General features: G+C 62.6%; 22 protein-coding genes. 7 read left to right on the top strand and 15 right to left on the bottom strand.

Annotated features, from left to right (window positions below):
• Window positions 1-65: 65 nt before the first annotated feature.
• Window positions 66-2,048: a DNA primase gene (gene dnaG / locus H040_RS11170; RefSeq protein WP_027917474.1), complete on the bottom strand. Its 1,983-nt coding sequence runs from the start codon at window positions 2,046-2,048 to the stop codon at window positions 66-68.
• A gap of 285 nt (window positions 2,049-2,333) precedes the next feature.
• Entirely contained in the window at window positions 2,334-2,549 is a 216-nt protein-coding gene (gene rpsU, locus H040_RS11165; protein ID WP_003255575.1) for a 30S ribosomal protein S21, read from the bottom strand.
• A 205-nt stretch (window positions 2,550-2,754) separates the two neighbouring features.
• Here rpsU and tsaD point away from each other — a divergent pair, with 205 nt between their 5' ends.
• Window positions 2,755-3,780: a tRNA (adenosine(37)-N6)-threonylcarbamoyltransferase complex transferase subunit TsaD gene (tsaD, locus tag H040_RS11160; protein ID WP_027917473.1), complete on the top strand. Its 1,026-nt coding sequence runs from the start codon at window positions 2,755-2,757 to the stop codon at window positions 3,778-3,780.
• A gap of 15 nt (window positions 3,781-3,795) precedes the next feature.
• On the opposite strand, the gene plsY is transcribed toward tsaD, so the two are convergent.
• Window positions 3,796-4,365 (bottom strand): glycerol-3-phosphate 1-O-acyltransferase PlsY, encoded by a 570-nt coding sequence (plsY, locus tag H040_RS11155; RefSeq protein ID WP_027917472.1) that lies wholly within the window; start codon window positions 4,363-4,365, stop codon window positions 3,796-3,798.
• 74 nt (window positions 4,366-4,439) lie between these two features.
• On the opposite strand from plsY, the gene folB reads away from it, so the two are divergent.
• Together folB and folK are read left to right on the top strand one after the other, a co-directional pair.
• Window positions 4,440-4,796 carry a dihydroneopterin aldolase gene (folB, locus tag H040_RS11150; RefSeq protein WP_027917471.1) on the top strand — a complete coding sequence of 119 codons (357 nt, stop codon included), beginning with the start codon at window positions 4,440-4,442 and terminating at the stop codon, window positions 4,794-4,796.
• A complete protein-coding gene (folK, locus tag H040_RS11145; RefSeq protein ID WP_027917470.1) occupies window positions 4,787-5,296 on the top strand; it encodes a 2-amino-4-hydroxy-6-hydroxymethyldihydropteridine diphosphokinase in 510 nt (169 codons plus the stop codon). Before folB ends, folK begins: the two co-directional genes overlap by 10 nt.
• A gap of 108 nt (window positions 5,297-5,404) precedes the next feature.
• Here folK and H040_RS11140 read toward each other — a convergent pair whose 3' ends face one another.
• From H040_RS11140 to H040_RS11090, 11 genes are all read right to left on the bottom strand, one after another.
• Complete coding sequence (locus H040_RS11140; RefSeq protein ID WP_027917469.1) at window positions 5,405-6,499, bottom strand: hypothetical protein; 1,095 nt, start codon at window positions 6,497-6,499, stop codon at window positions 5,405-5,407.
• Window positions 6,500-6,553: 54 nt separating this feature from the next.
• On the bottom strand, window positions 6,554-8,122 hold the full coding sequence (locus H040_RS11135; RefSeq protein ID WP_027917468.1) for a SpoVR family protein: 1,569 nt from the start codon (window positions 8,120-8,122) through the stop codon (window positions 6,554-6,556).
• Window positions 8,119-9,390: a YeaH/YhbH family protein gene (locus tag H040_RS11130; protein WP_027917467.1), complete on the bottom strand. Its 1,272-nt coding sequence runs from the start codon at window positions 9,388-9,390 to the stop codon at window positions 8,119-8,121. Before H040_RS11130 ends, H040_RS11135 begins: the two co-directional genes overlap by 4 nt.
• A gap of 141 nt (window positions 9,391-9,531) precedes the next feature.
• The gene (locus H040_RS11125) at window positions 9,532-11,454 is read right to left on the bottom strand and encodes a PrkA family serine protein kinase (RefSeq protein WP_027917466.1); all 1,923 of its coding nucleotides are present in this window, start codon (window positions 11,452-11,454) and stop codon (window positions 9,532-9,534) included.
• Window positions 11,455-11,736: 282 nt separating this feature from the next.
• Entirely contained in the window at window positions 11,737-12,066 is a 330-nt protein-coding gene (glpE, locus tag H040_RS11120) for a thiosulfate sulfurtransferase GlpE (RefSeq protein WP_027917465.1), read from the bottom strand.
• A 41-nt stretch (window positions 12,067-12,107) separates the two neighbouring features.
• Window positions 12,108-12,947 (bottom strand): symmetrical bis(5'-nucleosyl)-tetraphosphatase, encoded by an 840-nt coding sequence (locus H040_RS11115; RefSeq protein WP_027917464.1) that lies wholly within the window; start codon window positions 12,945-12,947, stop codon window positions 12,108-12,110.
• The gene (gene apaG, locus H040_RS11110; protein WP_027917463.1) at window positions 12,947-13,327 is read right to left on the bottom strand and encodes a Co2+/Mg2+ efflux protein ApaG; all 381 of its coding nucleotides are present in this window, start codon (window positions 13,325-13,327) and stop codon (window positions 12,947-12,949) included. Before apaG ends, H040_RS11115 begins: the two co-directional genes overlap by 1 nt.
• 135 nt (window positions 13,328-13,462) lie before the next feature.
• Complete coding sequence (gene rsmA, locus H040_RS11105) at window positions 13,463-14,263, bottom strand: 16S rRNA (adenine(1518)-N(6)/adenine(1519)-N(6))-dimethyltransferase RsmA (RefSeq protein WP_027917462.1); 801 nt, start codon at window positions 14,261-14,263, stop codon at window positions 13,463-13,465.
• The gene (gene pdxA / locus H040_RS11100) at window positions 14,260-15,249 is read right to left on the bottom strand and encodes a 4-hydroxythreonine-4-phosphate dehydrogenase PdxA (RefSeq protein ID WP_027917461.1); all 990 of its coding nucleotides are present in this window, start codon (window positions 15,247-15,249) and stop codon (window positions 14,260-14,262) included. The genes rsmA and pdxA overlap by 4 nt, the downstream gene beginning before the upstream one ends.
• A complete protein-coding gene (locus tag H040_RS11095; RefSeq protein WP_027917460.1) occupies window positions 15,246-16,565 on the bottom strand; it encodes a peptidylprolyl isomerase in 1,320 nt (439 codons plus the stop codon). Before H040_RS11095 ends, pdxA begins: the two co-directional genes overlap by 4 nt.
• Entirely contained in the window at window positions 16,546-19,350 is a 2,805-nt protein-coding gene (locus H040_RS11090) for an LPS-assembly protein LptD (protein ID WP_027917459.1), read from the bottom strand. Before H040_RS11090 ends, H040_RS11095 begins: the two co-directional genes overlap by 20 nt.
• 130 nt (window positions 19,351-19,480) lie before the next feature.
• Between H040_RS11090 and H040_RS11085 the strand changes: the two genes are divergently transcribed.
• Genes H040_RS11085 through H040_RS11075 form a run of 3 tightly spaced genes read left to right on the top strand, consistent with a single transcriptional unit; the run spans window position 19,481 to window position 21,934 of the window.
• Entirely contained in the window at window positions 19,481-20,500 is a 1,020-nt protein-coding gene (locus H040_RS11085; protein WP_027917458.1) for an aminoglycoside phosphotransferase family protein, read from the top strand.
• Window positions 20,497-21,168, top strand: coding sequence for an N-acetylmuramate alpha-1-phosphate uridylyltransferase MurU (gene murU, locus H040_RS11080; protein WP_027917457.1), 672 nt, complete (start codon window positions 20,497-20,499; stop codon window positions 21,166-21,168). The genes H040_RS11085 and murU overlap by 4 nt, the downstream gene beginning before the upstream one ends.
• A gap of 1 nt (window position 21,169) precedes the next feature.
• Window positions 21,170-21,934 (top strand): TerB family tellurite resistance protein, encoded by a 765-nt coding sequence (locus H040_RS11075; RefSeq protein WP_027917456.1) that lies wholly within the window; start codon window positions 21,170-21,172, stop codon window positions 21,932-21,934.
• Window positions 21,935-22,037: 103 nt separating this feature from the next.
• Here H040_RS11075 and H040_RS11070 read toward each other — a convergent pair whose 3' ends face one another.
• Window positions 22,038-23,036 (bottom strand): alpha/beta hydrolase family protein, encoded by a 999-nt coding sequence (locus tag H040_RS11070; protein WP_027917455.1) that lies wholly within the window; start codon window positions 23,034-23,036, stop codon window positions 22,038-22,040.
• A gap of 95 nt (window positions 23,037-23,131) precedes the next feature.
• On the opposite strand from H040_RS11070, the gene H040_RS11065 reads away from it, so the two are divergent.
• On the top strand, window positions 23,132-25,519 hold the full coding sequence (locus H040_RS11065) for a PAS domain-containing sensor histidine kinase (RefSeq protein ID WP_027917454.1): 2,388 nt from the start codon (window positions 23,132-23,134) through the stop codon (window positions 25,517-25,519).
• Window positions 25,520-25,521: the final 2 nt, after the last annotated feature.

The raw sequence follows: 25,521 nt of genomic DNA, 5'->3' as shown, positions 1-25,521 counted from the left end.
CACCCTATCCACTGAAGGTCTTGGCGGGCAAAAAACAAGCCGAGGATTATACCCGAGCATGGGCCTCACGCGCCAGATGAGGTCGGCGTTTGTGCGGGAACATTCCGGCTCAGCAGGGCGAGGAGCTGTGATTTTTCCTCGCTGGTCAATTCGCTTTGACGTGATTTCCTGAGCAGTTGTTCCAGGCTGCGCTCGCGTTGGCGGGCGGACAAGCTAGTTATAGTGTCGAAAAACTGTTGTTCAAGGTTGTCGGCCACGATCAGCCATTCCTTTTCTGCCAGGGCCCGCAGCAGGCGGCCTTGTTCGGTGCCGTGCCAGCGTGCGATCAGCTGCATTGAGCTTAGCCCAGGATTTTTCTGCGCAGCTTCGATCAGTGCCACCAGCAGTTGGCTGTACAGGTGTTCTTCGTCGGCGAAGTGGCTGGCATCCTCGACCTTGCCGGCCAGCAGCGGGTGGTGCAGCAAGGTGCGCAGGGCGGCCAGGGTCGGTGGTTCGACGGGGGCCGGCACGCGCGGCGGCGCTTCGTCGCGTTGCTGCCAAGGCTTGCCGCCCTTGCGGTTCTTGTCCCAGGGCTTGTCGTTCCACTGTTTTTTTCCTCCCCCCTTGTTCGGCTTCCACGCCTGCTCCTGGTGGGCGGGCGCGTAGTCGTGCTGCGGCATGTCGCCGTAGTCGGGGGTGTAGCTGGCCATGGCATCGTAGTCGTAGCCAGGGTCGTAGTCCGGCACATTGCTGGCCGCTGGCGCTTGCTGCGCCAGTTCCTCGACCTGCTGCGGATCGAGGCCGGTGATTTCTTTCAGGCGGTTGCGCATCAACTGGCGCAGGTTGGCGCCAGGGATCTTTTCGATCAACGGTGCGGCCAGGGTCGCCATGTGTGCCTTGCCTTCCAGCGAGCGGGGGTCGGCCTCGTTGCTCAATTGCTCGAAGAAATAGTCAGCCAGCGGTTGTGCGTGCTGGTTGATTCGGGCCATGAAGGCGTCGGTGCCTTCGGCGCGTACCAGGCTGTCCGGGTCTTCGCCTTCGGGCAGGAACAGGAAGCGCGCCCGGCGGCCGTCCTGCAGCGCCGAGAGGGTTGATTCCAGTGCGCGCCATGCAGCCTTGCGCCCGGCTTGGTCGCCATCGAAACAGAACAGCACGCTGGGCACCACGCGGAACAGGCGCTTGAGGTGCTCTTCGCTGGTAGCGGTGCCGAGGGTGGCGACGGCGTTGCGCAGGCCTTGCTGGGCCAGGGCGATCACGTCCATGTAGCCCTCGACGACGATGATCTCGTCGAGGTTGCGGTTGTGCTTGCGCGCCTCGTACAGCCCGTAGAGTTCCTGGCCTTTGTGGAACACCGGGGTTTCCGGGGAGTTGAGGTATTTGGGCTTGTCGTCGCCAAGTACCCGGCCACCAAAAGCGATGATGCGCCCGCGGCTGTCGCGAATCGGGAACATCACCCGGTCGCGGAAGCGGTCATAGCGTTTTCCGCTTTCGGCGTTCTCGATCAGCAGGCCGGCGTCGATCATTACCTTTTGTTGCAGGGTGTCGGCGCCCAGATGCTTGAGCAGGTTGTCCCAGCCCGGCGGCGCGAAGCCCAAGCCGAAGTCCCGGGCGATTTCGCCCGACAGGCCACGGCCTTTGAGGTAGTCCACCGCTGCCTTGCGGGTCGGGTGGCTGCGCAGGGCCTGGCGGTAGAACTCCGAGGCGGCGTCCAGCAAAGGGTATAGCGGCGAATCGGTCGGCTGGCGCGGTTTGTTGTCGCGACGGCCTTGTTCTCTGGGCACTTCCATGCCGGCAGCGCGGGCCAGTTCTTCGACGGCCTGGGGGAAGTCCAGGTTGTCGTGGTCCATGACGAAGCCAAGGGCGTTGCCGCCGGCGCCGCAGCCGAAGCAGTAATAGAACTGCTTGTCGGGGCTGACCGTGAAGGAAGGGGTCTTTTCCTTGTGGAACGGGCAGCAGGCGGCGTAGTTCTTGCCGGTCTTTTTCAGCTGAACGCGCGAACTCACCACATCGACAATGTCGAGGCGGTTGATCAGGTCGTCGATGAAGCTTTGGGGAATTAGCCCGGCCATGGCAGTCTCATCATCTGGCAACTGGCAAGTCTAAACGCTATCGGGGCGAGTGCTGCTAGGGGAAGTGCGAGGGGGGTGTGCTCGTCGCCAGCCTCCAGTTTCACTGAGGGCTCGTCAGACAGGACGTGCACGCCTGGCCGAAACCAGATCTGACGTTTTGAAACCTTTTGCCCGCTGCAGGTTGCGACAGGCACCTTGGGCTAGCTGCTCAAGGTCAAGCAAACCCCTGCCATCGGCCCGGCGGTAAGCCGGGCAGGGCAGAAGCTCTAGCGTAGAACGTCTGTATTAGTACAGACGAACGGCGCGGCGCTGTTCGCGCTGAACTTTCTTGGCGTGACGCTTAACAGCAGCAGCTGCTTTGCGCTTACGCTCTGCGGTCGGCTTCTCGTAAAACTCGCGGCTACGAACTTCAGCCAGTACACCGGCTTTTTCGCAGGAGCGCTTGAAACGACGCAGAGCTACGTCGAAGGGTTCGTTCTCTTTAACTTTGACGGCTGGCATCCAGGGCTACCTTAATTCATTACCGGGGTAGACGTGCTCCTGGCAAAACAAAAGGTGTGCTGGAGAACGTCGGTTTTCAAGGGTTGCGGATGTTAACCCTTAGTACGCCGGAATGCAAAGCCTCTGATCGAAAACCGCTGGTCGGCACCCGGCACGGGGACTATCATGCGCGGCTTCGAATTCAGCCCCCACAAGGGACGAACCCATGCTAGTACTGGGATTGGAAACATCCTGCGACGAAACCGGCGTCGCATTATACGACAGCGAACGCGGTTTGTTAGCCGACGCGCTGTTCAGTCAGATCGACCTGCACCGCGTGTTCGGTGGTGTGGTGCCCGAGCTTGCCTCGCGTGACCACGTCAAGCGCATGCTGCCGCTCATCCGCCAGGTGCTGGAGGAGGCTGGCTGCGTTGCCACCGAGATCGACGCCATTGCCTACACCGCGGGCCCTGGCCTGGTCGGCGCGCTGCTGGTCGGTGCCTCGTGCGCCCAGGCCTTGGCCTTTGCCTGGGATATCCCGGCGATCGGCGTGCACCACATGGAAGGCCATCTGCTGGCACCGATGCTGGAAGAAAACCCGCCCGAGTTCCCGTTCGTCGCTTTGTTGGTTTCCGGCGGCCATACCCAGCTGGTGCGCGTGGATGGCATTGGCCAATACGCGTTGCTGGGCGAGAGCCTCGACGATGCTGCTGGCGAAGCGTTCGACAAGACCGCCAAGCTGATCGGCCTCAATTACCCAGGTGGCCCGGAAATCGCCCGCCTGGCCGAACAGGGTGTGCCAGGGCGCTTCGTCTTCCCGCGGCCGATGACCGATCGGCCGGGCCTGGAGTTCAGCTTCAGCGGCCTCAAGACCTTTGCCCTGAATACCTGGCAGCAATGCAAGAATGCTGGCGACGACAGCGAGCAAACCCGTTGCGACCTGTCGCTGGCATTCCAGCAGGCGGTGGTGGAGACTCTGACCATCAAGTGCAAGCGCGCCCTCAAGCAGACCGGCCTCAAGCGCCTGGTCATCGCGGGTGGCGTGAGTGCCAACAAGGCGTTGCGCGCCTCGCTGGAAGACATGCTGGCCGGCCTCAAGGGCAACGTGTACTACGCGCGTCCGCAGTTCTGCACCGATAATGGCGCGATGATCGCCTACGCCGGTTGCCAGCGTCTGTTGGCCGGGCAGCAGCAGGACCTGGCGATCAGCGTGCAGGCACGCTGGCCGATGGAGCAGTTGCCGCCACTGTGAATGGCTGTGGAGGTGTCAGAAATGCCTTTCACGCCCGGCAAACAGATCGCGCAGGTTGTTGCGGTGACGCCAGACGATCATCAGCGTGAGCACGGCGATCGGCAGCAGCGCCTCCGGCTCGCGCCAAGCCAGTAGTGGTAAGGTCAGCGGGGTCGCGACAAGCGCTGCAAGCGAGCTGGTGCGGGTGAGGTAGAAGGTCAGTAGCCAGGCGGCGATGGCGAGCAATGCGGCCGGGAAATACAGGCCCATGAGCATGCCTGCGGCGGTAGCGACGCCTTTGCCGCCGCGAAAACGGAAGTACAGCGGGAACAGGTGACCGAGCACTGCGCACACGCCGACCCAGGCTTGCTCCTGCAGGCCAAGGCCGGCAGCGCGGGCGAGCAAAACTGGCAACAAGCCCTTGCACAGGTCGCCCAGCAGGGTCAGGATCGCCAGTTTACGGCCCGCCAGGCGTAGCATGTTGGTGGCGCCGGCGTTGCCCGAACCGCTGGAACGCGGGTCCGGGCTGCCTGAAAGGCGGCTGAGGACGATGGCGAAGGACAGCGAGCCGAGCAGGTAGGCGAGCAGCGCCAATAACCAAAACATGCTAACTATTCCGGGCGAGGACGCCTTGATTCTAACGGCGCCCGTCGCCCTTGTCGTGCTGTGGAGAGAAGTGCTTGGACAGAGTGTTCATCGAAGGCCTGGAAGTCGATACCGTCATCGGTGCCTATGACTGGGAACGGGATATTCGCCAGTGCCTGCGCCTGGACCTGAGCTTCGCCTGGGACAACCGCCCGGCGGCGGCCGGCGATGACTTGAACCTGGCGTTGGACTACGCCAGTGTTTCGGCGCGGGTCCAGGCATTTGCCGAGCAGGCGCGCTTCGAGCTGGTGGAAACCTTTGCCGAGCGCCTGGTGGCGACGCTGATGGAAGAGTTCCACATTCCCTGGGTGCGGTTGAAGCTGACCAAGCCGGGCGCCGTTCCTGCTGCTCGGGGCGGTGTTGGCGTGGAGATCGAGCGCGGATGTCTCTGAGCACGGTTTACCTGGGCCTTGGCAGCAACATTGATCGCCACCGGCACCTGTGTGCGGGGCTCGATGCGTTGGCGGCCATGCTCAGCGACATGCAATGTTCCCCGGCGTTCGAGAGTCAGGCTGTGGGAATCAAGAGTGGGCCGTTCATCAACTTCGTGGTCACCGGCAAGACCGATTTGCCGCTGATGGAGCTGGATCGCCGGCTCAAGTTCATCGAGGCGGACAATGGCCGTTATGCGCCAGATCGCAAAGGCTTGCCGCTGGATATCGATGTGCTCATGTACGACGGCCTGCATGGCACGTTCGATGGGCTTGTACTGCCCCGGGCGGAGATCCTGAAGAATGCCTTTGTGCTGTGGCCGTTGTCGCTGCTGGCACCGGAGCTTATTCACCCCGGGGTGGAAAAAAGCATGGCGCAGTTGTGGCAGGAGGCGCAGATCGATCAGGTGTTGGCACCGGTCAACTTCGAGTGGCGGGGGCTGCAGCTGACCCCGGCGTAAACCTGTACCGGCCCCTTCGCGGCTAAAGCCGCTCCCACAGGGGCCGCAAAGCCTTGGCATCATGCGGCCCCTGTGGGAGCGGCTTTAGCCGCGAAGGGGCCGGTGTGGTCAGCCCGCCTTGTAAGCCTCTAGCGCTTTAAGCCGCTCACCCTTGAGCGCCTCGCCCAGGCCTTGCCCGGTCAACCCGGCTTCAACCAGTGGCTTCACATCCACAGCCCGGGCTGCCGCCGCTGCGCCACGCAGATAATCGCCTTGTGGATAACTTTCACAGGTGGCCATCTCGCACGCCGCAATGAAATCCTCGAAACGCTGCGGCCGCCGGTAAACGTCGAACTTCTGCAGCATTTCCAGCAATTTTGCAGGCGTTAGCTGCAAAGCGTTGTCGGCGTCCCCGGCAAATTCACCCACCAGCATGGCCAGTTCCTGGCATTCACGCGGCGCCTTGAAACGCTGGTTGAGCGCTTTGATCGCTGCTGGTTCCAGGCCGCGCAACAAGCAAGCCCAGCGCACCGCCAGCGCTTGCTGATGCTGAGCCGCCCGTTGTAGTGCCGCCAGCGTATCTGCGCCATGCTCCAGCTCTGGCATCAATTCGTTCAGGGCGCCACATGCGCGCAGCACCTGGATGAATACCTGCGGCTGGCTTTCCATCAGCGCCCGCTCGATTTCCTTCCAGCTACGCTCGGCCGTAAGCGCCTCCAGCTCACCCGATTCGGTGATCTGGCGCATCAATGCCAATGTTTCGTCGGCAACACGAAAGCCCATTGGCGCATAGCGCGCGGCAAACCGGGCAACGCGCAGCACACGCAAGGGGTCTTCGGCGAACGCCGGGGAAACATGACGCAGGATGCGTTGCTCGAGATCAGCTTGGCCATGGTATGGGTCATAAACCACGCCCTGCTCATCCTCGGCCATCGCATTGATGGTCAGGTCGCGGCGGATCAGGTCTTCTTCCAGTGTCACTTCCGGGCTTGCGTGAAAAGTGAACCCGCCATAGCCGCGCCCGCTCTTGCGCTCGGTGCGCGCCAGGGCGTATTCCTCGGCTGTCTTCGGATGCAGGAAAACCGGGAAATCGGCGCCGACCGGGCGAAAGCCCTTGGCGTGCATTTCTTCGACCGTGGCGCCGACCACCAGCCAGTCGATATCGCTGACCGGGCGCCCGAGCAGGCGGTCGCGTACAGCGCCGCCGACTTTGTAGATGTGCATGTGCAACCTCCATTACTGCCCACAGGATACCCTGTCGGCAGTAATGGCGGTGCATCAGAGGTGGTGGATGACGGCGAGGTCCATGCGCCCGTAGTCGCCGCTCTCGGCATGCTCCCCACGTGGCGGCATATGGTGGGTCTTGATCACCTGGTCGCCCTGTACGGTCTCCAGGTGGATATCAAAGCCCCACAGGCGGTGCAGATGCTTGAGCACTTCTTCGGTAGAGTCGCCCAGCGGTTTGCGGTTGTGCTGCTGGTGACGCAGCGTCAGCGAGCGGTCGCCACGGCGGTCGATGCTCCAGATCTGCACGTTGGGTTCGCGGTTGCCGAGGTTGTACTGGGCTGCCAGTTGCTCGCGAATGATCCGGTAACCGGCCTCGTCATGGATGGCCGGTACCAGCAGGTCGTCGCGCTGGTCGTCATCAAGGATGCTGAACAGCTTCAGGTCGCGCATCACCTTGGGTGACAGGTACTGCAGGATGAAGCTCTCGTCCTTGAAGCTGCTCATTGCGAACTTGATGGTAGAAAGCCAGTCGCTGCCGGCAATGTCGGGGAACCAGTGGCGATCTTCCTCTGTTGGGTTCTCGCACATGCGGCGGATGTCGGTGTACATGGCAAAGCCCAGCGCGTACGGGTTGATGCCGCTGTAATACGGGCTGTCGAAGCCGGGCTGGAACACCACACTGGTGTGCGACTGCAGGAACTCCATCATGAAGCCTTCGGTGATCAGGCCCTCGTCATACAGGTCGTTCATCAGGGTGTAATGCCAGAAGGTCGCCCAGCCTTCGTTCATCACCTGGGTCTGGCGCTGCGGGTAGAAGTACTGGGCGATCTTGCGCACGATGCGCACCACTTCGCGCTGCCAGGGCTCCAGCAGCGGGGCGTTTTTCTCGATGAAGTAGAGGATGTTTTCCTGAGGTTCCGAGGGGAAGCGTGCATCGTCGCGCTCGCCGCCTTTTTCAGCGCTCTTGGGAATCGTGCGCCACAGGTCGTTGATCTGCCGTTGCAGGTGCTCTTCACGGTCTTTCTGGCGCCGGCGCTCTTCTTCGGCGGAAATCGGATAGGGGCGTTTGTAGCGATCGACGCCATAGTTCATCAGGGCGTGGCAGGAGTCGATCAGGTCTTCCACGGCATCGATGCCGTGGCGTTCCTCGCACTGGGCGATGTACTGCTTGGCGAACACCAGGTAGTCGATGATCGAGGTGGCATCGGTCCAGGTGCGGAACAGGTAGTTGCCCTTGAAGAAGCTGTTGTGGCCATAGCAGGCGTGGGCAATCACCAGTGCCTGCATGCACATGGTGTTTTCTTCCATCAGATAGGCGATGCACGGATCGGAGTTGATCACGATTTCATAGGCCAGGCCCATCTGCCCCCGGCTGTAGGACTTCTCGGTACTGAGGAACTGCTTGCCGTAGGACCAATGGTGATAACCCAGCGGCATGCCGACGGAGGCGTAGGCGTCCATCATCTGCTCGGCGGTGATCACTTCGATCTGATTGGGGTAGGTGTCCAGGGCGTAACGCTCGGCCAGCCGGCTGATTTCCCGGTCGTAGGTCTGGATCAGCTCGAACGTCCACTCGGACCCGGTGGAAATGGGTTGGCGTCTCTGTGCTCTGGCGGTCATGTGGCTAACCTGCGCTGGAAGAGTTCACGGAAGACCGGGTAGATGTCGCCGGCCGATACCAACTGCTGCTGGGCGAATGTGTCGGGGAAAGCCTCGCCGATTCGCTCGTACTCGTACCACAACGCCTGGTGCTCACGCGGGGTGATCTCGACGTAAGTGTAGTACTGCACATGCGGCATGATCTGCTTGGACAGGATCTCGCGGCAGATCGGCGAGTCGTCGTTCCAGTTGTCGCCGTCGGAGGCCTGGGCGGCATAGATATTCCAGTCAGCGGCCGGATAACGTTCGGCCATGATCTCCTGCATCATCTTCAGCGCGCTGGAGACGATGGTGCCGCCGGTTTCCCGGGAGTAGAAGAACTCCTCCTCATCGACTTCGCGGGCGCTGGTGTGGTGGCGGATGAACACCACCTCGATGCGGTCGTAGTTACGCTTGAGGAACAGGTACAGCAGGATGAAGAAGCGTTTGGCGATGTCCTTGGTGGCCTGGGTCATCGAGCCGGACACGTCCATCAGGCAGAACATCACCGCCTTGGAGCTGGGGTTGGGCTGCTTGACCAGCAGGTTGTACTTGAGGTCGAAGGTGTCGAGGAAGGGCAGGCGGTTGATGCGTGCCTTGAGCCGTTCGATTTCCTGTTCGGTTTCCTGGATATCGGAGAAGTTGTCTGGTTCCTCGACTTTCAGCCGGTCCAATTCCTTCTGTGCCTCGCGCAGCAGCGCACGGCTGCTGCCGGTCAGGGCGATGCGCCGGGCATGGGCCGAGCGCAGGGTGCGGACGATGTTGATGCGTGACGGGTTGCCCTCGTTGGCGATACCGGCACGCACGGTCTTGAAGGTGTCGGCGCCCGTCAGGTGGCGTTTGACCAGGTTGGGCAGTTCGAGGTCTTCGAACATGAATTCGAGGAACTCTTCCTGGGTGATCTGGAAGACGAAGTCGTCCATGCCATCGCCGGAGTTACCCGCTTTGCCGCGGCCGCCGCCGCCCCCGCCGCCCTGAGGCCTGGGGATGTGCTCGCCGGCGGTGAATTCCTTGTTGCCTGGGTGCACGATGGTCTGCTTCCCGCCACGCCCATGGTGCAGCACCGGTTCATCGATGTCCCGTCCCGGAATGCTGATCTGCTCGCCGTGCTCCATGTCCATGATGGAACGGCGGCTTACGGCCTCTTCGACGGCCTTCTTGATGTGCTCACGGTAACGCCGCAGGAAGCGCTGGCGGTTGACCGTGCTCTTGTTCTTGCCGTTCAGGCGTCGGTCGATAACGTAGCTCATGGTCCCTCCGGTGACTGGATGCAGCTGCAAGCCACAAGCTTCAAACTGCAAGAAAGAGCAGCCACCGCTGCTGCAAGCTGCGGCGCAGGCCGGAGCGCTGACGCCGAGCAGCTTGCAGCTTGCGGCTAGAAGCTTGCCGCTTTATTGCGATTTCCTGACCCGCAGGTACCATTCCGACAGCAGGCGCACCTGTTTGTCGGTGTAGCCACGCTCCACCATCCGCGTGACGAAGTCGTTGTGCTTCTGTTGATCCTCCTTGCTGGCCTTGGCGTTGAAGCTGATGACCGGCAGCAGGTCTTCGGTGTTGGAGAACATTTTCTTCTCGATCACCACCCGCAGCTTTTCGTAGCTGAGCCAGCTCGGGTTCTTGCCGTTGTTGTTGGCGCGGGCACGCAGCACGAAGTTGACAATCTCGTTGCGGAAGTCCTTCGGATTGCTGATGCCTGCTGGTTTCTCGATCTTCTCCAGCTCTTCGTTGAGGGCGATTCGGTTGAGGATCTCGCCGGTTTCCGGGTCGCGGTATTCCTGGTCCTGGATCCAGAAGTCGGCGTACAGCACATAGCGGTCGAAGATGTTCTGGCCGTATTCGCTGTAGGACTCGAGGTAGGCGGTCTGGATTTCCTTGCCGATGAACTCGATGTAGCGCGGTGCCAGGTATTCCTTCAGGTAGCGCAGGTAACGCTCGCGCACTTCGGCCGGGAACTGTTCCTGCTCGATCTGCTGTTCCAGCACATACAGCAGGTGCACGGGGTTGGCCGCCACTTCATGCGGGTCGAAGTTGAACACCTTGGAGAGAATCTTGAAGGCGAAGCGGGTCGACAGGCCGTTCATGCCTTCGTCCACTCCCGCGGCATCGCGGTACTCCTGGATCGACTTGGCTTTCGGGTCGGTATCCTTGAGGTTTTCGCCGTCGTAGACCCGCATCTTCGAGTAGATGTTGGAGTTTTCCGGCTCCTTGAGGCGCGAGAGCACGGTGAACTGGGCGAGCATCTTCAGGGTATCGGGCGCGCAATGGGCCTTGGCCAGCGAGCTATTGACCAGCAGCTTGTCGTAGATCTTGATCTCATCGCTGACGCGCAGGCAATACGGCACCTTGACGATGTAGATCCGGTCGATGAAAGCCTCGTTGTTCTTGTTGTTGCGGAAGGTGTGCCACTCCGATTCGTTGGAGTGGGCCAGCAGGATACCGGTGTAGGGAATGGCCCCAAGGCCTTCGGTACTGTTGTAGTTGCCTTCCTGGGTGGCGGTGAGCAAGGGGTGCAGGACCTTGATCGGCGCCTTGAACATTTCGACGAATTCCATCAGGCCCTGGTTGGCCCGGCACAGTGCGCCCGAGTAGCTGTAGGCATCGGCGTCGTTCTGCGGGAATTCCTCGAGCTTGCGGATATCCACCTTGCCGACCAAGGCCGAGATGTCCTGGTTGTTTTCGTCACCTGGTTCGGTCTTGGCGATAGCGATCTGGTTGAGGATCGACGGGTACAGCTTCACCACCCTGAACTTGCTGATATCACCGCCGAATTCCTGCAGGCGCTTGGTGGCCCAGGGCGACATGATGGTGTTCAGGTAGCGCCGCGAGATGCCGTACTCTTCCTCGAGAATGACCCCGTCTTCGGTGGCGTTGAACAAGCCCAGCGGAGACTCGAATACCGGCGAGCCCTTGATTGCGTAGAAGGGCACCTTTTCCATCAGTTGCTTGAGTTTCTCGGCCAGCGACGACTTGCCGCCGCCTACCGGGCCCAGCAGATAGAGGATCTGTTTCTTCTCTTCCAGACCTTGGGCGGCATGGCGGAAGTATGAAACGATCTGGTCGATGCACTCTTCCATGCCATGGAAGTCGGCAAAGGCCGGATACCGGCGAATAACCTTGTTGGAGAATATTCGCGACAGCCTGGAGTTGCTGGAGGTGTCGATCAGTTCTGGCTCACCGATGGCCAGCAATAGCCGTTCAGCCGCCGATGCGTAGGCACTGCGATCCTCTTTGCACAGCTCGAGGTACTCCTGCAGCGAAAGTTCTTCCTGGCGCGTAGACTCGAAGCGTTGTTGGAAGTGGCTAAAAATACTCATGACGTCACCTCGCTCGATACGTGGAGACGACGCCGGATCAGTCAGCTGATGCTGGCATGCAACCGGGTTCGCCGATTGCTGTATACCCCCCAGAACACCCTGAAACGCTACCGATGACCCGCACGCCGGTGTACCGGCTCTCCCCTTTTTTTGGATGGCCTGCGCTTAAGAATAGTTGGTTATCCGCAAGGTCAAGGGCGTGCGGCGGAGAAGTTGCGAACGACCGTTCGTCAGGTAGGCTGCAAGCCCGCGTGGGGCGCGGGCTGCAGTAAAAATGAAAAATTATTCGGCAGCGCCCTGGGCGGTCTCGGCCGGGTAGGTGGTGCGCCACAGTTCGAAGCCGCCATCGACGCTGTACACGTCGGAGAAGCCCTGGCCGACGAGGTAGGCGGCTGCGCTCTGGCTGGAATTGCCGTGGTAGCAGACCACCAGGGTCGGGGCATCCAGGTCGGCGTTGCGGATGAACTCGGCGACCGAATGGTTATCCAGATGCCTGGCGCCGGTGATGTGGCCGGCGGCAAAGGCTTGCGAGTCGCGAATGTCGACGACTACCGCACCTTGCGCGCGCAGGGCCAGGGCCTGCTCGGGAGGGATGCGCTTGAATTCGCTCATGGGTACGGCTTCCTTCAGGGGTGATCGTTGAGTGTAGGTGTTTAGGCAGGGAGGCGTAAGTTGCCGTCGTCGGAGCAGTCGCAGCGGTGATATTCGCCGCTGTCGACGTTGTACAGGGTCATGGCGCCGCCCCACACGCAGCCGGTGTCGAGGGCGATGATGCCGGGCTCGTCAACCTGGCCCTGTAGCGCGGCCCAGTGGCCGAAGATGATCTTCACGTGGCGCGAGCGGCGCTCCTTGTGCGCAAACCAGGGCTTGTAGCCTTTGGGGGCGGTGCCCAGCCCTTCCTTGCTCTTGAGGTCGAGCTTGCCTGCGGCGGTGCAGAACCGCATGCGCGTGAGGTAATTGGTGATTACCCGCAGGCGCTCGACGCCAGTGAGGCTCTTGCTCCACTTGTTCGGCTCGTTGCCGTACATGCCGTCGAGGTAGGGTTGCAGGCGGTTGTCGTCGCGCAGCACTTGCTCGACTTCTTCTGCCAGTTGCAGCGCCTGGCCGAGTGTCCATTGCGGTGGGATGCCGGCATGGACCAAGGCGATGCCACGGGGTTCGTCGTAATGCAGCAGTTTCTGCTGGCGCAACCAGTCGAGTAGCCGGTCGGCGTCCGGCGCCTGAATGATCTCGCGCAGCGTATCGCTTTTCTTCAGGCGCTCGACGTTGTGCCAGGCGGCCAGCAAGTGCAGGTCATGGTTGCCCAGCACGCACACCAGCGACTGGCGGATCGAATAGAGGTATCGCAAGGTTTCGAGCGACTCCGGGCCGCGGTTGACCAAGTCCCCGACCAGCCACAGGCGGTCGACCGCCGGGTTGAAGTTGACCCGTGCGAGCAGGCACTTGAGCGGTTCCAGGCAGCCTTGCAGGTCTCCGACGGCGTAAGTGGCCATCAGTGGAGCGCCCCGGGGACCGCGAGGCGAAAGGGTGCGATGTCAGCTTCGAAGCGCTTGCCGTCTTCGGCGAACATCTCGTAGCTGCCCTGCATGGTGCCGACGCGCGTGCTGATGACTGCGCCGCTGCTGTAGGTATGGCTCTGGCCGGGTTCGATGGTGGGCTGCTGGCCGACTACACCGGCGCCGCGAACCTCTTCAACTTCGCCATCACCATTGGTGATCAGCCAGTGGCGCGACAGCAGCTTGGCTTTGACCGAGCCGTTGTTTTGCACGGTGATGGTGTAGGCGAAGGCGAAGCGACTGCTTTCGGGGTCGGATTGGTCTTTCAGGTAACGGGTCACGACGCTGACGTCGATCTGATAGCGAGGGTCGGACATGCAAGGGCCTTGGGCGAACTGACGCAATAATGCAGTCTAGGCCATTGAGAGGGGAGAGGGCCAGCGGTGTGGGGTTGTGCTGCCAGTGCAGACGCTGTCGCCGGCAAGCCGGCGACAGGGCAGTAGCAGGTGCAATCAGGCTTGCTGCTCGGCCAGCTGATCGGCCAGGCGCACGAAGGCGGCCAGGTCGAGCTGCTCGGGGCGCAGGCTGCCATCTACGCCGGCGGCCTCGATGGCTGCGCTGTCGAGCAGGCCTTTCATGGTATTTCGCAGGGTCTTGCGGCGCTGGTTGAACGCTTCGCGCACCACCTGTTCCAGCAACTTCGCATCCTTGGCCGGATGTGGCAGTACTTCGTGGGGCACAAGGCGCACGATCGCCGAGTCGACCTTCGGTGGCGGGTTGAACGCGCCCGGGCCAACGTTGAACAGGTGCTCCACGCGGCAGTGGTACTGCACCATGATCGACAGGCGGCCCCAGTCGCCACCGCCTGGGCCGGCAGCCATGCGCTCGACCACTTCCTTCTGCAGCATGAAGTGCATGTCACGGATCAGCCCGGCGTGGCTGAGCAGGTGAAAGATCAGCGGGGTGGAGATGTTGTAGGGCAGGTTGCCGACCACCTTGAGGCTGCGTGGCGGCACGCCTAGCTGGTTGAAGTCGAACTTCAGGGCGTCGCCCTGGTGCAGGCGGAAGTTGTCGCGCCCGGCGAACTTGTGCTGCAGGATCGGCACCAGGTCCTTGTCCAGTTCGACCACGTCCAGCTGTGCGCCGCTGCCCAGCAGGCCCTCGGTCAGGGCACCCTGGCCCGGGCCGATCTCCAGCAGGTGTTCGCCGGCCTTGGCGTTGATGGCACGCAAGATGCGGTCGATGATGCCGGCGTCGTGCAGGAAGTTCTGGCCAAAGCGCTTGCGCGCCTTGTGTTGGTATTGCTCGTTCATGGTCGGTTCTCGGCCATCTGGTAGGCGGTTTCCAGGGCGACGCGCAGGCTGCCGGTGTCGACCTTGCCGCTGCCGGCAAGGTCCAAAGCAGTGCCGTGGTCAACCGATGTGCGGATGATCGGCAGGCCCAAGGTCACGTTGACTGCGGCGCCAAAGCCCTTGTACTTGAGTACGGGCAGGCCCTGGTCGTGGTACATCGCCAGCACCGCGTCGCAGTGCTCCAGATATTTGGGGGTAAACAGGGTATCGGCCGGCAGTGGGCCGCGCAGGTCCATGCCTTCGGTACGCAGGCGGGCCAGCGTCGGCTCGATGATGTCGATTTCTTCGCGGCCAAGATGGCCGCCTTCCCCGGCATGCGGGTTGAGGCCGCAGACCAGGATGCGTGGGTTGGCAATGCCGAACTTGTCACGCATGTCGGCATGCAGGATGCGGGTGACCCGCTCCACGCGCTCGGCAGTGATGGCGTCGGCAATGTCCCGCAGCGGCAGGTGCGTGGTCACCAGGGCCACACGCAAGCCGCGGGTGGCCAGCATCATCACTACCTGGGCGGTGTGGGTCAGGTCGGCAAGGAATTCGGTATGGCCGGAGAAGGCAATACCGCTTTCATTGATTACGCCCTTGTGTACGGGTGCGGTGATCATCCCGGCGAATTGCCCGTCAAGGCAACCTTGGCCAGCACGGGTCAGCGTTTCCAGTACGAATGCTGCGTTGGCCTTGTCCAGCTGGCCTGGCACCACTGGTGCTGCCAAAGGTGTGTCCCACACGTACAAACTGCCAGCAGGTGCCGGCTGGTCTGGCCATTGGCCCGGCACTACCGGCAGCAGGTTGACGGCCAGCCCCAGCTGCGTGGCCCGCTCGGCGAGCAGGTCACGGCTGGTGATGGCGATCAGGGGATGGGGCTGGGCGTCGGCGGCGAGCAGCAGGCACAGGTCGGGGCCTATGCCGGCTGGTTCGCCGGGGGTGACGGCGAAGCGCAGGGGCTTCACTGTGCGGCCTGGTCAGCGCCAGGCAGCTTGATTTCAACGTAGGCTTCGTCGCGGATCTGGCGCAGCCAGGTCTGCAGCTCTTCGTCGTACTTGCGGTTGCGCAGCACGTTCATGGCCTGTTGTTCACGCGCCTGCTCGGTGCTGTCGGTGGCGCGGCGGCCCAGCACTTCCAGAACGTGCCAGCCATACTGGGTCTTGAACGGTTTGGTCACAACACCTTGCTGGGCGTTGGCCATCTGTTCGCGGAACTCCGGTACCAGGCTGTTCGGGTCGACCCAGTTGAGATCGCCGCCGTTGAGTGCGGAGCCCGGGTCTTCCGAGAAGCTCTTCGCCAGCTCGCCGAAGTCCTCGCCGTTCTGGATGCGCTCGTACAGGCGCTCTGCCAGCTGCTTGGTGGCCGCTTCGCTGCGGATTTCGCTCGGCTTGATCAGGATGTGGCGAACATGCACTTCGTCACGCAGCACGTTTTCGCCACCACCACGCTTCTCCTCGAGCTTGAGCAGGATGAAGCCGTTGGGGATGCGGATGGGTTGGGTGATGTCGCCTACCGCCATGCTGCTGAGCATCTTGGCGAAGTCTGGTGGCAGTTGGGCGGCTTTACGCCAGCCCATTTCACCACCTTCAAGGGCGTTTTCGCTGGCCGAGTTGGCAATCGCCACCTGGCCGAAGTCCGCGCCCTGGCGCAGTTGCTGGTAGAGGTCGCCGACCTTGCGCGCAGCTTTCTGGATGTCGTCCGAATTGGCGGCTTCCGGGGTCGGGATGAGGATGTTTGCCAGGCGGTACTCTTCTGACATCTGCATCTTGCCCATGTCCGAGTTGAGGAAGTTCTTCACTTCCTGCTCGGAGACCTGGATGCGTTCGGCAACGCGGCGCTGGCGCACGCGGCTGATGATCATCTCGCGCTTGACCTGCTCACGGGCGTCATCGAACGACAGGCCGTCATGGGCGAGGGCGGCGCGGAACTGCTCCAGGGACATGCCATTGCGCTGGGCAATGGTGCCGATGGCCTGGTTCAGTTCTTCGTCGGTGATGCGGATGCCCGAACGTTCGCCAATCTGCAACTGCAGGTTTTCGACGATCAGGCGTTCCAGTACCTGCTGCTCCAGTGCGCCGGTCGGCGGCACGCCGCCGCCACGCTTGGCGATGGTTTGCTGCACCTCGTGAACGCGCTGGTCCAGTTGGCTCTGCATGACCACGTCGTTGTCGACGATGGCCACCACGCGGTCCAGGGGTTGTACCGCGGCATGCACCGCGCCACTCAGCAATGCAGCGCCCAGCAACACTGGGCGCAGTCGATCAATAAGCTTGTTCTTCACGAGTACGATAGCCTTGAATGCCTTGGTCGAGGAACGATTCGACTTTATTGCCCACTACACCACCGAGGCCTTTCAGCACGATCTGCAGGAAGATGCCGTGGTCGCCTTTTTCGTTTGTCGGGGTCGCTTGGCTGAAGTCGTCGCTGTCGACCCAGTAACGGTTGATCAGACGCAGCTTCCAGCAGCAGTTGTCGTATTCGAAACCGCCCATGGCTTCCAGGGTACGGTTGCGGTTGTAGTCATGCTGCCAGCGGGCGATTACGCTCCATTGCGGCACGATCGGCCAGATGACCGAGAAGTCGTGCTGCTGGATCTTGTAATAATCCTTGATGAAATTATCGGTGCCAGGTGTGCCATAGTCGCCGCCGCCCACTTTCCAGGTACCGGTGGTGGAGTCATAGGCAATGGTGTCGTTGCGGTAGCGATAGCCGAAGTTGACCACCTTGTTCGGGTTGTCTTCAGGCTGGTAATGGAACATCGCGCTGCCCGAGCGGGTGCTGCGGCTGTCCGGGTCCCAGTTGAAGTCCGAATTGAAGCGCCAGTCGCGGTTGAAGTAGTAGTTGTACAGCAACGCGTACGGCGACACATCCGACTGCGAGTCCTTGCGGGTACGGTAGTCGATGCCTGGCAGCTGGACCTTGCGGTCCTTGAAGTAGTAAGCCTGACCGATGCTGAAGTTCTGGCGTTCGAAGCCATTGTCTTCGATCCAGCGGGTAGTCACACCCAGCGACAGCTTGTTCTCGTCGCCGATACGGTCGGTGCCGGAGAAGCGGTTGTCACGGAACAGCGAGTCATAGCTGAACAGCGTTTCGCCCGTGTCGAACAGCGGGATGTCCTTCTGGTCCTTGTACGGAACGTAAAGGTAGTAAAGGCGCGGCTCGAGGGTCTGACGGTAATTGGTGCCGAACATCGAAGTGTTGCGGTCGAAGTACAGGCCGCTGTCGATAGAGGCGATCGGAATGTCGCGATTCAGCGAGCTGTTGTAGCTGCCATATGCCGGGTTGGCCGATTGCGCGATCGCTTCTGCCTTGCCCTGGCTGTCCAGGTCGAGGTCATAGTGCGTGTACGCATATTTCAGCTTTGGCGTGATATAGCCGTAGCTGGCTAGCATCGGCAGGCTCATCGACGGCGCCACATTCAGGCGTGTGCCGTTGGCCCTGGCGATGCCACTGACGTTCTGGTCCAGGCGGCGGCCATCGGCGCCGGCAGTGGTGTCCAGGTTGCCGTCCTTGTCGAATACGGTGCCGTCCTTCAGGTCACGATCAAAGCGTACTGCCTCGGTCTCGTAAGCGAAGTTCAAGCCGCCAGGCTGGAATGGCAGCGCACCGTTCAAGGTGATCTGCGGCAGCTTGTTGTACGGGGTGATCTGCGACAGGGTCGCCATCTCGTACGCCTGCGCATTCAGGCGAGCGGTGTAGCTGTCGCCACGCCAGGTCAGGGCACCTTGCTGATTGACCACGTCATTGCTTTTAACGCCGATCTGGTCGGTTTCCAGATCCTGGAAGTAGAACGGATCGCTGATGTCGGTGTAGTCAACTTCAGTCATCAGGCGCTCGTCCAGGCCACCTTTGTGCTGCCAGTTGATCATCCAGCGTTCTTTCTTGTAGTCCGTCTGCAGCTTGCGGTCATCGTCCTCGTCGTTGAGGTAACCACCGCCGAACTGGCCTTCGCTGGACTTGGTCAGGTAGCGGAACTCGCCTTCCATCAGCATGCCGCGCTTGGCCATGTAGCGCGGGTACAACGTGGCGTCATAGTTGGGCGCCAGGTTGAAGTAGTAAGGCGTGACCAGCATGAAGCCGGTGTCGCTGGAGCTGCTGAACGACGGCGGCAGGAAGCCGGACTGGCGACGATCGTCGATCGGGAAGTAGATGTACGGTGTGTAGAACACCGGGAAATCTTTGACCCGCAGGGTGACGTTGGTCGCCGTACCGAAACCGGTTGCCGGGTTCAGGGTGATGTTGTTGCCCTTCAGCTGCCAGGCGTTGCTTCCCGGTTCGCAGGTGGTGTACGTACCGTCCTTGAGGCGGATGATGGCGTTTTCGCCACGCTTGGCGTACAGGGCGTTGCCGCGAATGTGCGACTTGTGCATCACGTATTCGGCGTTGTCGACCTGGGCTTCGCCGGTATCGAGCTGAATCTGGGCCTCGTCGCCGACCACCAGCGAGCCATTGTCGCGAATCTTGACGTTGCCTTTGAGCTCGCCACGGTTCTCGGCCTGGTACAGGTTGGCCTCGTCGGCTTCAGCCTGCATGCTGCCTTGGCGCATCACCACGTCACCGGCGAGGGTAGCGATCTGCTGCTCCTGCTGGTACTTGGAGACCTTGGCGTTGATGTAGGTTGGCGACTCATCCTTGGGGGTGGAGTCGGCCATGCCTGGGCGAGTGGGCTCGATGTACGCGCCACCGCAGTACGGGCCGGTTTCGGCCAGCTGCGCTGCAGTGAGCTTCTCGCGTGGAACCCAGTCAAGGTGGCTGTAATCTTCGCTGCGCGACTTCAGGCCGCGGCCCTTGGCCTCGGTGACCAGCATGGGCTTGTCTGCACGTTCGGCCTCGGCCGGTTCGGCTTCAGTCCCGGAAGTGAGCGCGGCACCTTCATGCACCGGGCGCGGAGGCAGGTTGTTGACTGGGGTCTTGGGCTTGCAGTCCCAACCACCGGAGGCGGACACTTGGCAGTCGAACTGCTCGGCTGCCACCACATAAGAGGTGGCCAGAGGTTGCATGGCCAGCAGACCGCCGGTTACCAGCAACGGAAACTTTCTACGAAATGCGGGGGATTTCAATGCCATCTTATTAGTCCGGGCTTCCTGCGTGCCATCTGCCCGCGTGTGGGGCCGCACGCCTCTCGATGGTCTGAAAAAGATGCTGGATAATAAAGCATGACCCGCTTGACGGCTAGGGCCGTCGGAGACCCTTGTAATGCCTGAACACGATGTACGCCTGCAACAACTGACTGTCTGGCTCCATGAGCAGCTCGATCAACTTTTCCGCGATAACACCTGGGGCGAGGTGCCCGAGGGCCGCCTGACCGCCGCCAGCAGCGATGCCAGCTTCCGCCGTTACTTCCGCTGGCAGGGTGCAGGCCACAGTTTCGTGATCATGGACGCGCCGCCGCCTCAGGAAAACTGCCGACCATTCGTCGCCATCGACCATCTGCTGGCCGGTGCCGGCGTGCATGTGCCGCAGATCCATGCGCAGGATCTGGAGCGCGGTTTTCTGCTACTGGGTGATCTGGGTCACCAGACATACCTTGACATCATTAATGGCGATAACGCGGATGCATTGTTCGCCGATGCCATCAATGCGCTGCTGGCCTTCCAGCGCCTGCCCATGGATGCGTCACTGCCCAGCTACGATGACGCCTTGCTGCGCCGTGAAGTCGAACTGTTCCCGGAATGGTACGTAGGCCGTGAGCTCGGCCAGGTCTTCAGCGACGCGCAGAAAGCGAGCTGGCAGCGTATCAGCCAGTTACTGATCGACAGCGCCCTGGCCCAGCCCAAGGTGCTGGTGCACCGTGACTACATGCCGCGCAACCTGATGCAGAGCACGCCCAACCCAGGCGTGCTGGACTTCCAGGACGCGGTTTACGGCCCGGTTACCTACGACATCACTTGCCTGTTCAAGGACGCTTTCCTCAGTTGGCCGCAAGCCCAGGTCGAAGGCTGGCTGCGCCGCTACTGGGACCAGGCGCGCGCCGCGGGCATTGCGGTGCAGCCGGTGTTCGACGACTTCCAGCGTGCCAGTGACCTGATGGGCGTGCAGCGCCACCTCAAGGTGATCGGTATTTTCGCGCGAATTTGCCACCGTGATGGAAAACCGCGATATCTGGCCGACGTCCCGCGATTCTTCGCCTATATAGATGAAGTGGTCAGCCGTCGCCCGGAGCTTGCCGAACTGGGCCAGCTGATCGCCGAGTTGCAAGCCGGAGCGCGTGCATGAAGGCGATGATTCTTGCAGCAGGCAAAGGCGAGCGCATGCGCCCGCTGACCCTGCATACCCCCAAACCGCTGGTACCCGTCGCGGGTCAGCCACTGATCGAGTATCACCTGCGCGCGCTGTCGGCGGCCGGGTTTACCGAGGTGGTGATCAACCACGCCTGGCTTGGCCAGCAGATCGAAGACCATCTTGGCGATGGCAGCCGGTTCGGGCTGCACATCCGCTACTCGGCCGAAGGCGAGCCGCTGGAAACCGGTGGCGGAATCTTCAAGGCCTTGCCATTGCTGGGGAACGAGCCATTCGCCCTGATCAATGGCGATGTCTGGACCGACTATGACCTTGCCCGCCTGCGCGCGCCGCTGCACGGGCTGGCGCATCTGGTGTTGGTCGATAACCCAGTCCATCACGGCCGAGGCGACTTCCGCCTGGACGGCGAACGGGTGGTCGACGGAGACGAGGCTCCCGGCACGCTGACCTTCAGCGGCCTCTCGGTGTTGCACCCGGCATTGTTCGATGGCTGCCAGGCGGGCGCCTTCAAGCTGGCACCGTTGCTGCGCCAGGCAATGGCGTCGGGCCAGGTGAGTGGCGAGCACTACCGTGGCCACTGGGTGGATGTCGGCACCCTGGAGCGCCTGGCCGAGGCCGAGCGCTTGATCGGCGAGCGCGCCTGACATGTGGTGGCCAGGCACGGTAATCGGGCTGGGCGCAGGCTTTGCGGTCGCCAGTATTCCCGGCGCGTTGCTCGGTGCCTTGCTGGGCCAGGCGATGGACCGACGCATCCGCCTGCAGGGGTGGGAAGACATGCGCGAGCGCCTGGGTGGTCGCCCGGCCCTGCCCGACGATGAGTTGCTGTTCGTGTTGCTGGGGCGGCTGGCCAAGAGCGATGGCCGTGTGGCCGAGCAGCATATCCAGCAGGCGCGCCAGGAAATGGTCCGCCTGGACATGACCGAGGCCGCGCGTTTGCGGGCAATAGCCGCGTTCAACCGGGGCAAGGCCGGCAAGGAGCGGCTGGCCGGTCACCTGCGCCGCATCCGGCTGCAGCCGCATGCCGCCGAAGGCACGTTGCGCGCTTGCTGGCGCATGGCCTGGGCCGACGGCAAAGCCGGGCGGCACGAGCGCGAACTGCTGCTGGAATGGGGGCACAAGCTGGGCCTCAGCCGGCGTCAGGTGCAGGCGATGTCGCTGGAGTATGAGCCGCGCAAGGCGCCGGTGTCGGGCGGGGTGATGAACTATGCATCAGCCCTGCGCTTGCTGGGCGTCGAGGCCGATACCGAAGTCGATCAGGTCAAGCAGGCTTACCGGCGGCTGGTAAGCAAGCATCATCCGGACAAGCTGGCGGGCAGCGGGGCAAGCGAGTCGCAAGTGCGCGAGGCGACCGAGCGGACTCGCGAACTGCACCAGGCCTACGCCATCGTTCGCAAGCGGCGCGGGTTCTAAAGGCCCGACCGCGGCGGCCCGCCGCCACAGCAAGCCCGCTCCCACAGGCATTGCACGCGATCCTGTGGTGGCGGGCTTGCCCGCTAACAGGGCTCTGGCAGGCTTACTGTTGCGGGTTCATCCAGCCCCGAACCCTGCGGAACAGCTGCTCCTGCTCACCGTCCTTGGTGGCCGGCATGGCAATCAGCGACAGCTGTTTGTACTGGCTGTCCTTGTGCCGCTTGCTGGCCTGCAGGCGCTGCGCTGCAGCGTTGCGGTCGCCGGTACGCATGGCGTAGTAGAGGTCGGCCGTTGGCACCTTCAGGGTTGGCGTCAAGCTTTGCAGGTCGTGCTCGACCCGGGCCGGCGTCTGTGCGGCAACCATCACCAGTTTCTGCACCTGTGGCGGTTGCTTCTCGCTCAGGTAGCGCGCGGCCCAATAGGCGCCGCTGCCATGGCCGATCAACACGATGCTGCGTGAGTTGTGCTGCTGGGCATAGGCCACGGCGGCATCCAGGCGAGCGAAGATGCGTTCGGCGTCGGCCACATCGTTCTGCTCGCCGGCTTGCTCGGCATCGGTGCTTTCCGCGGTATCGGGGTCGGCGGCGGTGGCCTGGGCGACGTTGGCGTTGGCGTCGGCGGGGGTGTCCTTGGATGGAGCTGTTTCGCCCGCTTTCTTCTCGGGCTCTGCTGCTGGCTTGGCCTCGACCCGTGCCTGGGGGGCGTCGGCCAGCAGGTCGGGCAGGCTCACGCTCAGGCTGTGCCAGCCGATATCCGGGAACTTGCGCCGCAGCGGGCCGACCACATTGGGCCAGTCGGCGTTTTCGCCAGCGCCAGGGACGATGATCACTGCGCCCTGCGGCTCACTGTCGTTGGCTGGCTTCCACAAGGCCAGGAAGCTGTCCGCTCCGGCCTGCAGGGTCTGTTGTTCGGCCTTCGGTGCCAGGCGTTCCAGGGCTTGCGCATCTTCCTGGCTACGCTCCAGCAGGGGCGGGCGTGGCGCCGGAGCAGCTGGCGCTTCGGCCGTCGCCTCCGGCTTTGCAGCGTCAGCGGCCAGGGCGCCGAGTGGTAGGAGCGAGGCCAGGCAGCACATTGCCAGCGTCGTGCGATAAAGTGTGGACATGAATCAACCCAAGGCCAGAATGATACCGGCAGCCTAATAGTATTTGCCCGCGACGGCCATGCTGCATGGCCGCCTTTGCCAAGATGAGCGTGTAGATGAAGCGATTGCGTCGCCTGTTGGTTATCGGCGGGTTGTGCCTGCCCTTGATCGCCTTGGCACGGCCAGAGCTGCCGCCGCCGGTGGTGCTGGAGCCTGCCCAGCAGCAATGGCTCGATAGCCATCGCAGCCTGCGTGTCGGCCTGGTGCTGCAGGCGCCCTACGCGCAGTTCGACCGCCGCCTGCAGCAGCTTTATGGCGCCAACGTCGAGTTGGTGAACGGGTTGGGGCAGGCACTGGGCCTTGATCTGACCTGGCGCAACTTCGCCGACCAGGCCAGCCTTGAACATGCGCTGCAGGCGGGTGAGATCGATTTTGCCCCGGGCCTGACGCAAACACCGACAACCCTGCGCCTGTGGCTGTTCAGCGACCCTTACATGCGGGTGCCGCAGCTGGTGGTGGGGCCACGTACCGGGGCGATGGCCGTGGAGCTGGAAAAGCTCGATGCTGAAAGCCGGGTCGCGGTGCGCATGCCCAGCGCCCTGGCCGACTACCTGCGCGGCAATTACAGCGGCCTGAACCTGCAGGGCGTGCCCAGCGAGCGCGAAGCCCTGCAGCTGGTGGTCGGTGGCCAGGCCAGTTACGCCGTGCTAGATGAAGCACAACTGAGCCGGCTCTCACGCGAGAGCGAGTTCGCCGAACTGGTGGTGGTGGGTGATATCGGCTTGCCGCAGTTGCTGCGGGTAGGTTCGCGACGCGATTGGCCGGTGCTTGCCGATGTGCTCGAGCGCGGGTTGCAGGCCATGCCGGCCAAGGAGCTGGAACAACTTCACCAGCGTTGGTTGCAGCCCAAATACCCGCGTTTGAGCGACTCGCCTGGCTTCTGGCAGAACCTGGCCTTGCTGTTCGGCCTGTTGCTGCTGTGTGCCCTGGCCACGCTGATATGGCAGCGTCGCCAGCAACGCCAACTGGAACGTAGCCTGCTGGCCGCGCGGGAAAGCCTGACCGAGCGACAGGGGCGCGAAGAGGCGCTGCGCCTGAGCCAGTTCGCCATCGATCAGAGCACGGTGGGTATCCTCTGGGTCAACTGGGACAGCCATGTGCGTTACGCCAACCATGCGGTGGAGGGCATGCTCGGCTATGCCGAGGCCGAACTGCTGGAGCGCCCGCTGATCGATTTTGAGCCGAACCTGACCATGGATCGCTGGCTCGAACTGTGGAAGGGGGCGCGTGCTGGCGATGGCGGTGCGCGGCAGTTCGAAACCCAGTGCCGGCGCGCCGATGGCAGCTTGTTGCCGGTGGAGTTGTCGCTCAGTTTCCTGCGCTTTCGCGATGCCGAATACCTGGTGGTGTACCTCGCCGATGTCACCGAGCGCCATCGCGCCCTGGCGGCATTGCGCGAAAGCGAGGCGCGGCTCAAGGGTATCGCTGGCAACGTGCCGGGCCTGGTGTTCCGGCTTGAGCCTGCGCCTGCCGAAGGTGAGCCGGAGTTCCCTTACATCAGCGAGGGCAGCGAAGCACTGGTCGGCTACACCCCCGCGCAGATCCAGCACCCGCAGATGGGACTGCGCAACCTCGTTCATCCGGACGATCGGGCGAACTATCACCAGGTACAGGATCTGGCTATCGCCGGCGATCAGGACTGGTCGTGGCAGGGGCGTATTCTCACCCGCCAGGGCGAGCAACGCTGGGCCGACATCAAGGCCAGTGCCCGCCGTTTGCCCAATGGCCGGGTGGCCTGGGACGGTGTCGTCTGGGACATCACCCAAGGCAAGCGCGCTGAGCTGGCGCTGGCCAAGTCGCAGGAACAGCTGCGCGAACTGTCGGCGCACCTGGAAAGCGTGCGCGAGGAAGAGAAGGCTCGCATCGCCCGTGAAGTGCATGACGAACTGGGGCAGATGCTGACCGTGCTCAAGCTGGAAGTGTCGATGTGCGAGCTGGCCTTCGCCGAACTCGACCCCGGGTTGCACGAACGCCTGGGCAGCATGAAGCGCCTGATTGCCCAGCTGTTCCAGCTGGTGCGCGACGTCGCTACCGCGCTGCGCCCACCGATCCTCGACGCGGGCATCGCCTCGGCCATCGAATGGCAGGCGCGGCGCTTCGAAGCGCGCACGCAGATACCCTGCCTGGTGCAGGTACCGGATAATCTGCCAGCATTGAGCGATGCCAAGGCCACCGGCCTGTTCCGCATTCTGCAGGAGGCGCTGACCAATGTGATGCGCCATGCCCAGGCGCACAGTGTGGAAATAGAGCTGGTACGTGAAGACGGGCAACTGCGCTTGACCGTCAGCGACGATGGCTCCGGGTTCTGCCGCGACCAGCCCAGGCCGACATCGTTCGGCCTGGTCGGCGTGCGTGAGCGGGTGCTGATGCTCGGTGGCAGCATGGCGTTGGACAGTGAACCAGGCGAGGGCACCAGCCTGAGCGTGGCCATTCCCTTGGAGTAGGA

It is taken from the genome of Pseudomonas sp. URMO17WK12:I7 (genome assembly GCF_003269045.1).
GTDB lineage: Bacteria > Pseudomonadota > Gammaproteobacteria > Pseudomonadales > Pseudomonadaceae > Aquipseudomonas > Aquipseudomonas putida_J.
The sequence above is the reverse complement of the archived record's forward strand: the minus strand, read 5'-3'. Positions and strand labels throughout refer to the sequence as shown.

What these genes read in the sequence shown, in the direction of transcription:
- dnaG (WP_027917474.1), bottom strand. Translation starts at nt 2,048, where the DNA reads ATGGCCGGGCTAATTCCCCAAAGCTTCATCGACGACCTGATCAACCGC.
- rpsU (WP_003255575.1), bottom strand. Translation starts at nt 2,549, where the DNA reads ATGCCAGCCGTCAAAGTTAAAGAGAACGAACCCTTCGACGTAGCTCTG.
- tsaD (WP_027917473.1), top strand. Translation starts at nt 2,755, where the DNA reads ATGCTAGTACTGGGATTGGAAACATCCTGCGACGAAACCGGCGTCGCA.
- plsY (WP_027917472.1), bottom strand. Translation starts at nt 4,365, where the DNA reads ATGTTTTGGTTATTGGCGCTGCTCGCCTACCTGCTCGGCTCGCTGTCC.
- folK (WP_027917470.1), top strand. Translation starts at nt 4,787, where the DNA reads ATGTCTCTGAGCACGGTTTACCTGGGCCTTGGCAGCAACATTGATCGC.
- H040_RS11140 (WP_027917469.1), bottom strand. Translation starts at nt 6,499, where the DNA reads ATGCACATCTACAAAGTCGGCGGCGCTGTACGCGACCGCCTGCTCGGG.
- H040_RS11135 (WP_027917468.1), bottom strand. Translation starts at nt 8,122, where the DNA reads ATGACCGCCAGAGCACAGAGACGCCAACCCATTTCCACCGGGTCCGAG.
- H040_RS11130 (WP_027917467.1), bottom strand. Translation starts at nt 9,390, where the DNA reads ATGAGCTACGTTATCGACCGACGCCTGAACGGCAAGAACAAGAGCACG.
- H040_RS11125 (WP_027917466.1), bottom strand. Translation starts at nt 11,454, where the DNA reads ATGAGTATTTTTAGCCACTTCCAACAACGCTTCGAGTCTACGCGCCAG.
- glpE (WP_027917465.1), bottom strand. Translation starts at nt 12,066, where the DNA reads ATGAGCGAATTCAAGCGCATCCCTCCCGAGCAGGCCCTGGCCCTGCGC.
- H040_RS11115 (WP_027917464.1), bottom strand. Translation starts at nt 12,947, where the DNA reads ATGGCCACTTACGCCGTCGGAGACCTGCAAGGCTGCCTGGAACCGCTC.
- apaG (WP_027917463.1), bottom strand. Translation starts at nt 13,327, where the DNA reads ATGTCCGACCCTCGCTATCAGATCGACGTCAGCGTCGTGACCCGTTAC.
- rsmA (WP_027917462.1), bottom strand. Translation starts at nt 14,263, where the DNA reads ATGAACGAGCAATACCAACACAAGGCGCGCAAGCGCTTTGGCCAGAAC.
- H040_RS11090 (WP_027917459.1), bottom strand. Translation starts at nt 19,350, where the DNA reads ATGGCATTGAAATCCCCCGCATTTCGTAGAAAGTTTCCGTTGCTGGTA.
- H040_RS11085 (WP_027917458.1), top strand. Translation starts at nt 19,481, where the DNA reads ATGCCTGAACACGATGTACGCCTGCAACAACTGACTGTCTGGCTCCAT.
- murU (WP_027917457.1), top strand. Translation starts at nt 20,497, where the DNA reads ATGAAGGCGATGATTCTTGCAGCAGGCAAAGGCGAGCGCATGCGCCCG.
- H040_RS11075 (WP_027917456.1), top strand. Translation starts at nt 21,170, where the DNA reads ATGTGGTGGCCAGGCACGGTAATCGGGCTGGGCGCAGGCTTTGCGGTC.
- H040_RS11070 (WP_027917455.1), bottom strand. Translation starts at nt 23,036, where the DNA reads ATGTCCACACTTTATCGCACGACGCTGGCAATGTGCTGCCTGGCCTCG.
- H040_RS11065 (WP_027917454.1), top strand. Translation starts at nt 23,132, where the DNA reads ATGAAGCGATTGCGTCGCCTGTTGGTTATCGGCGGGTTGTGCCTGCCC.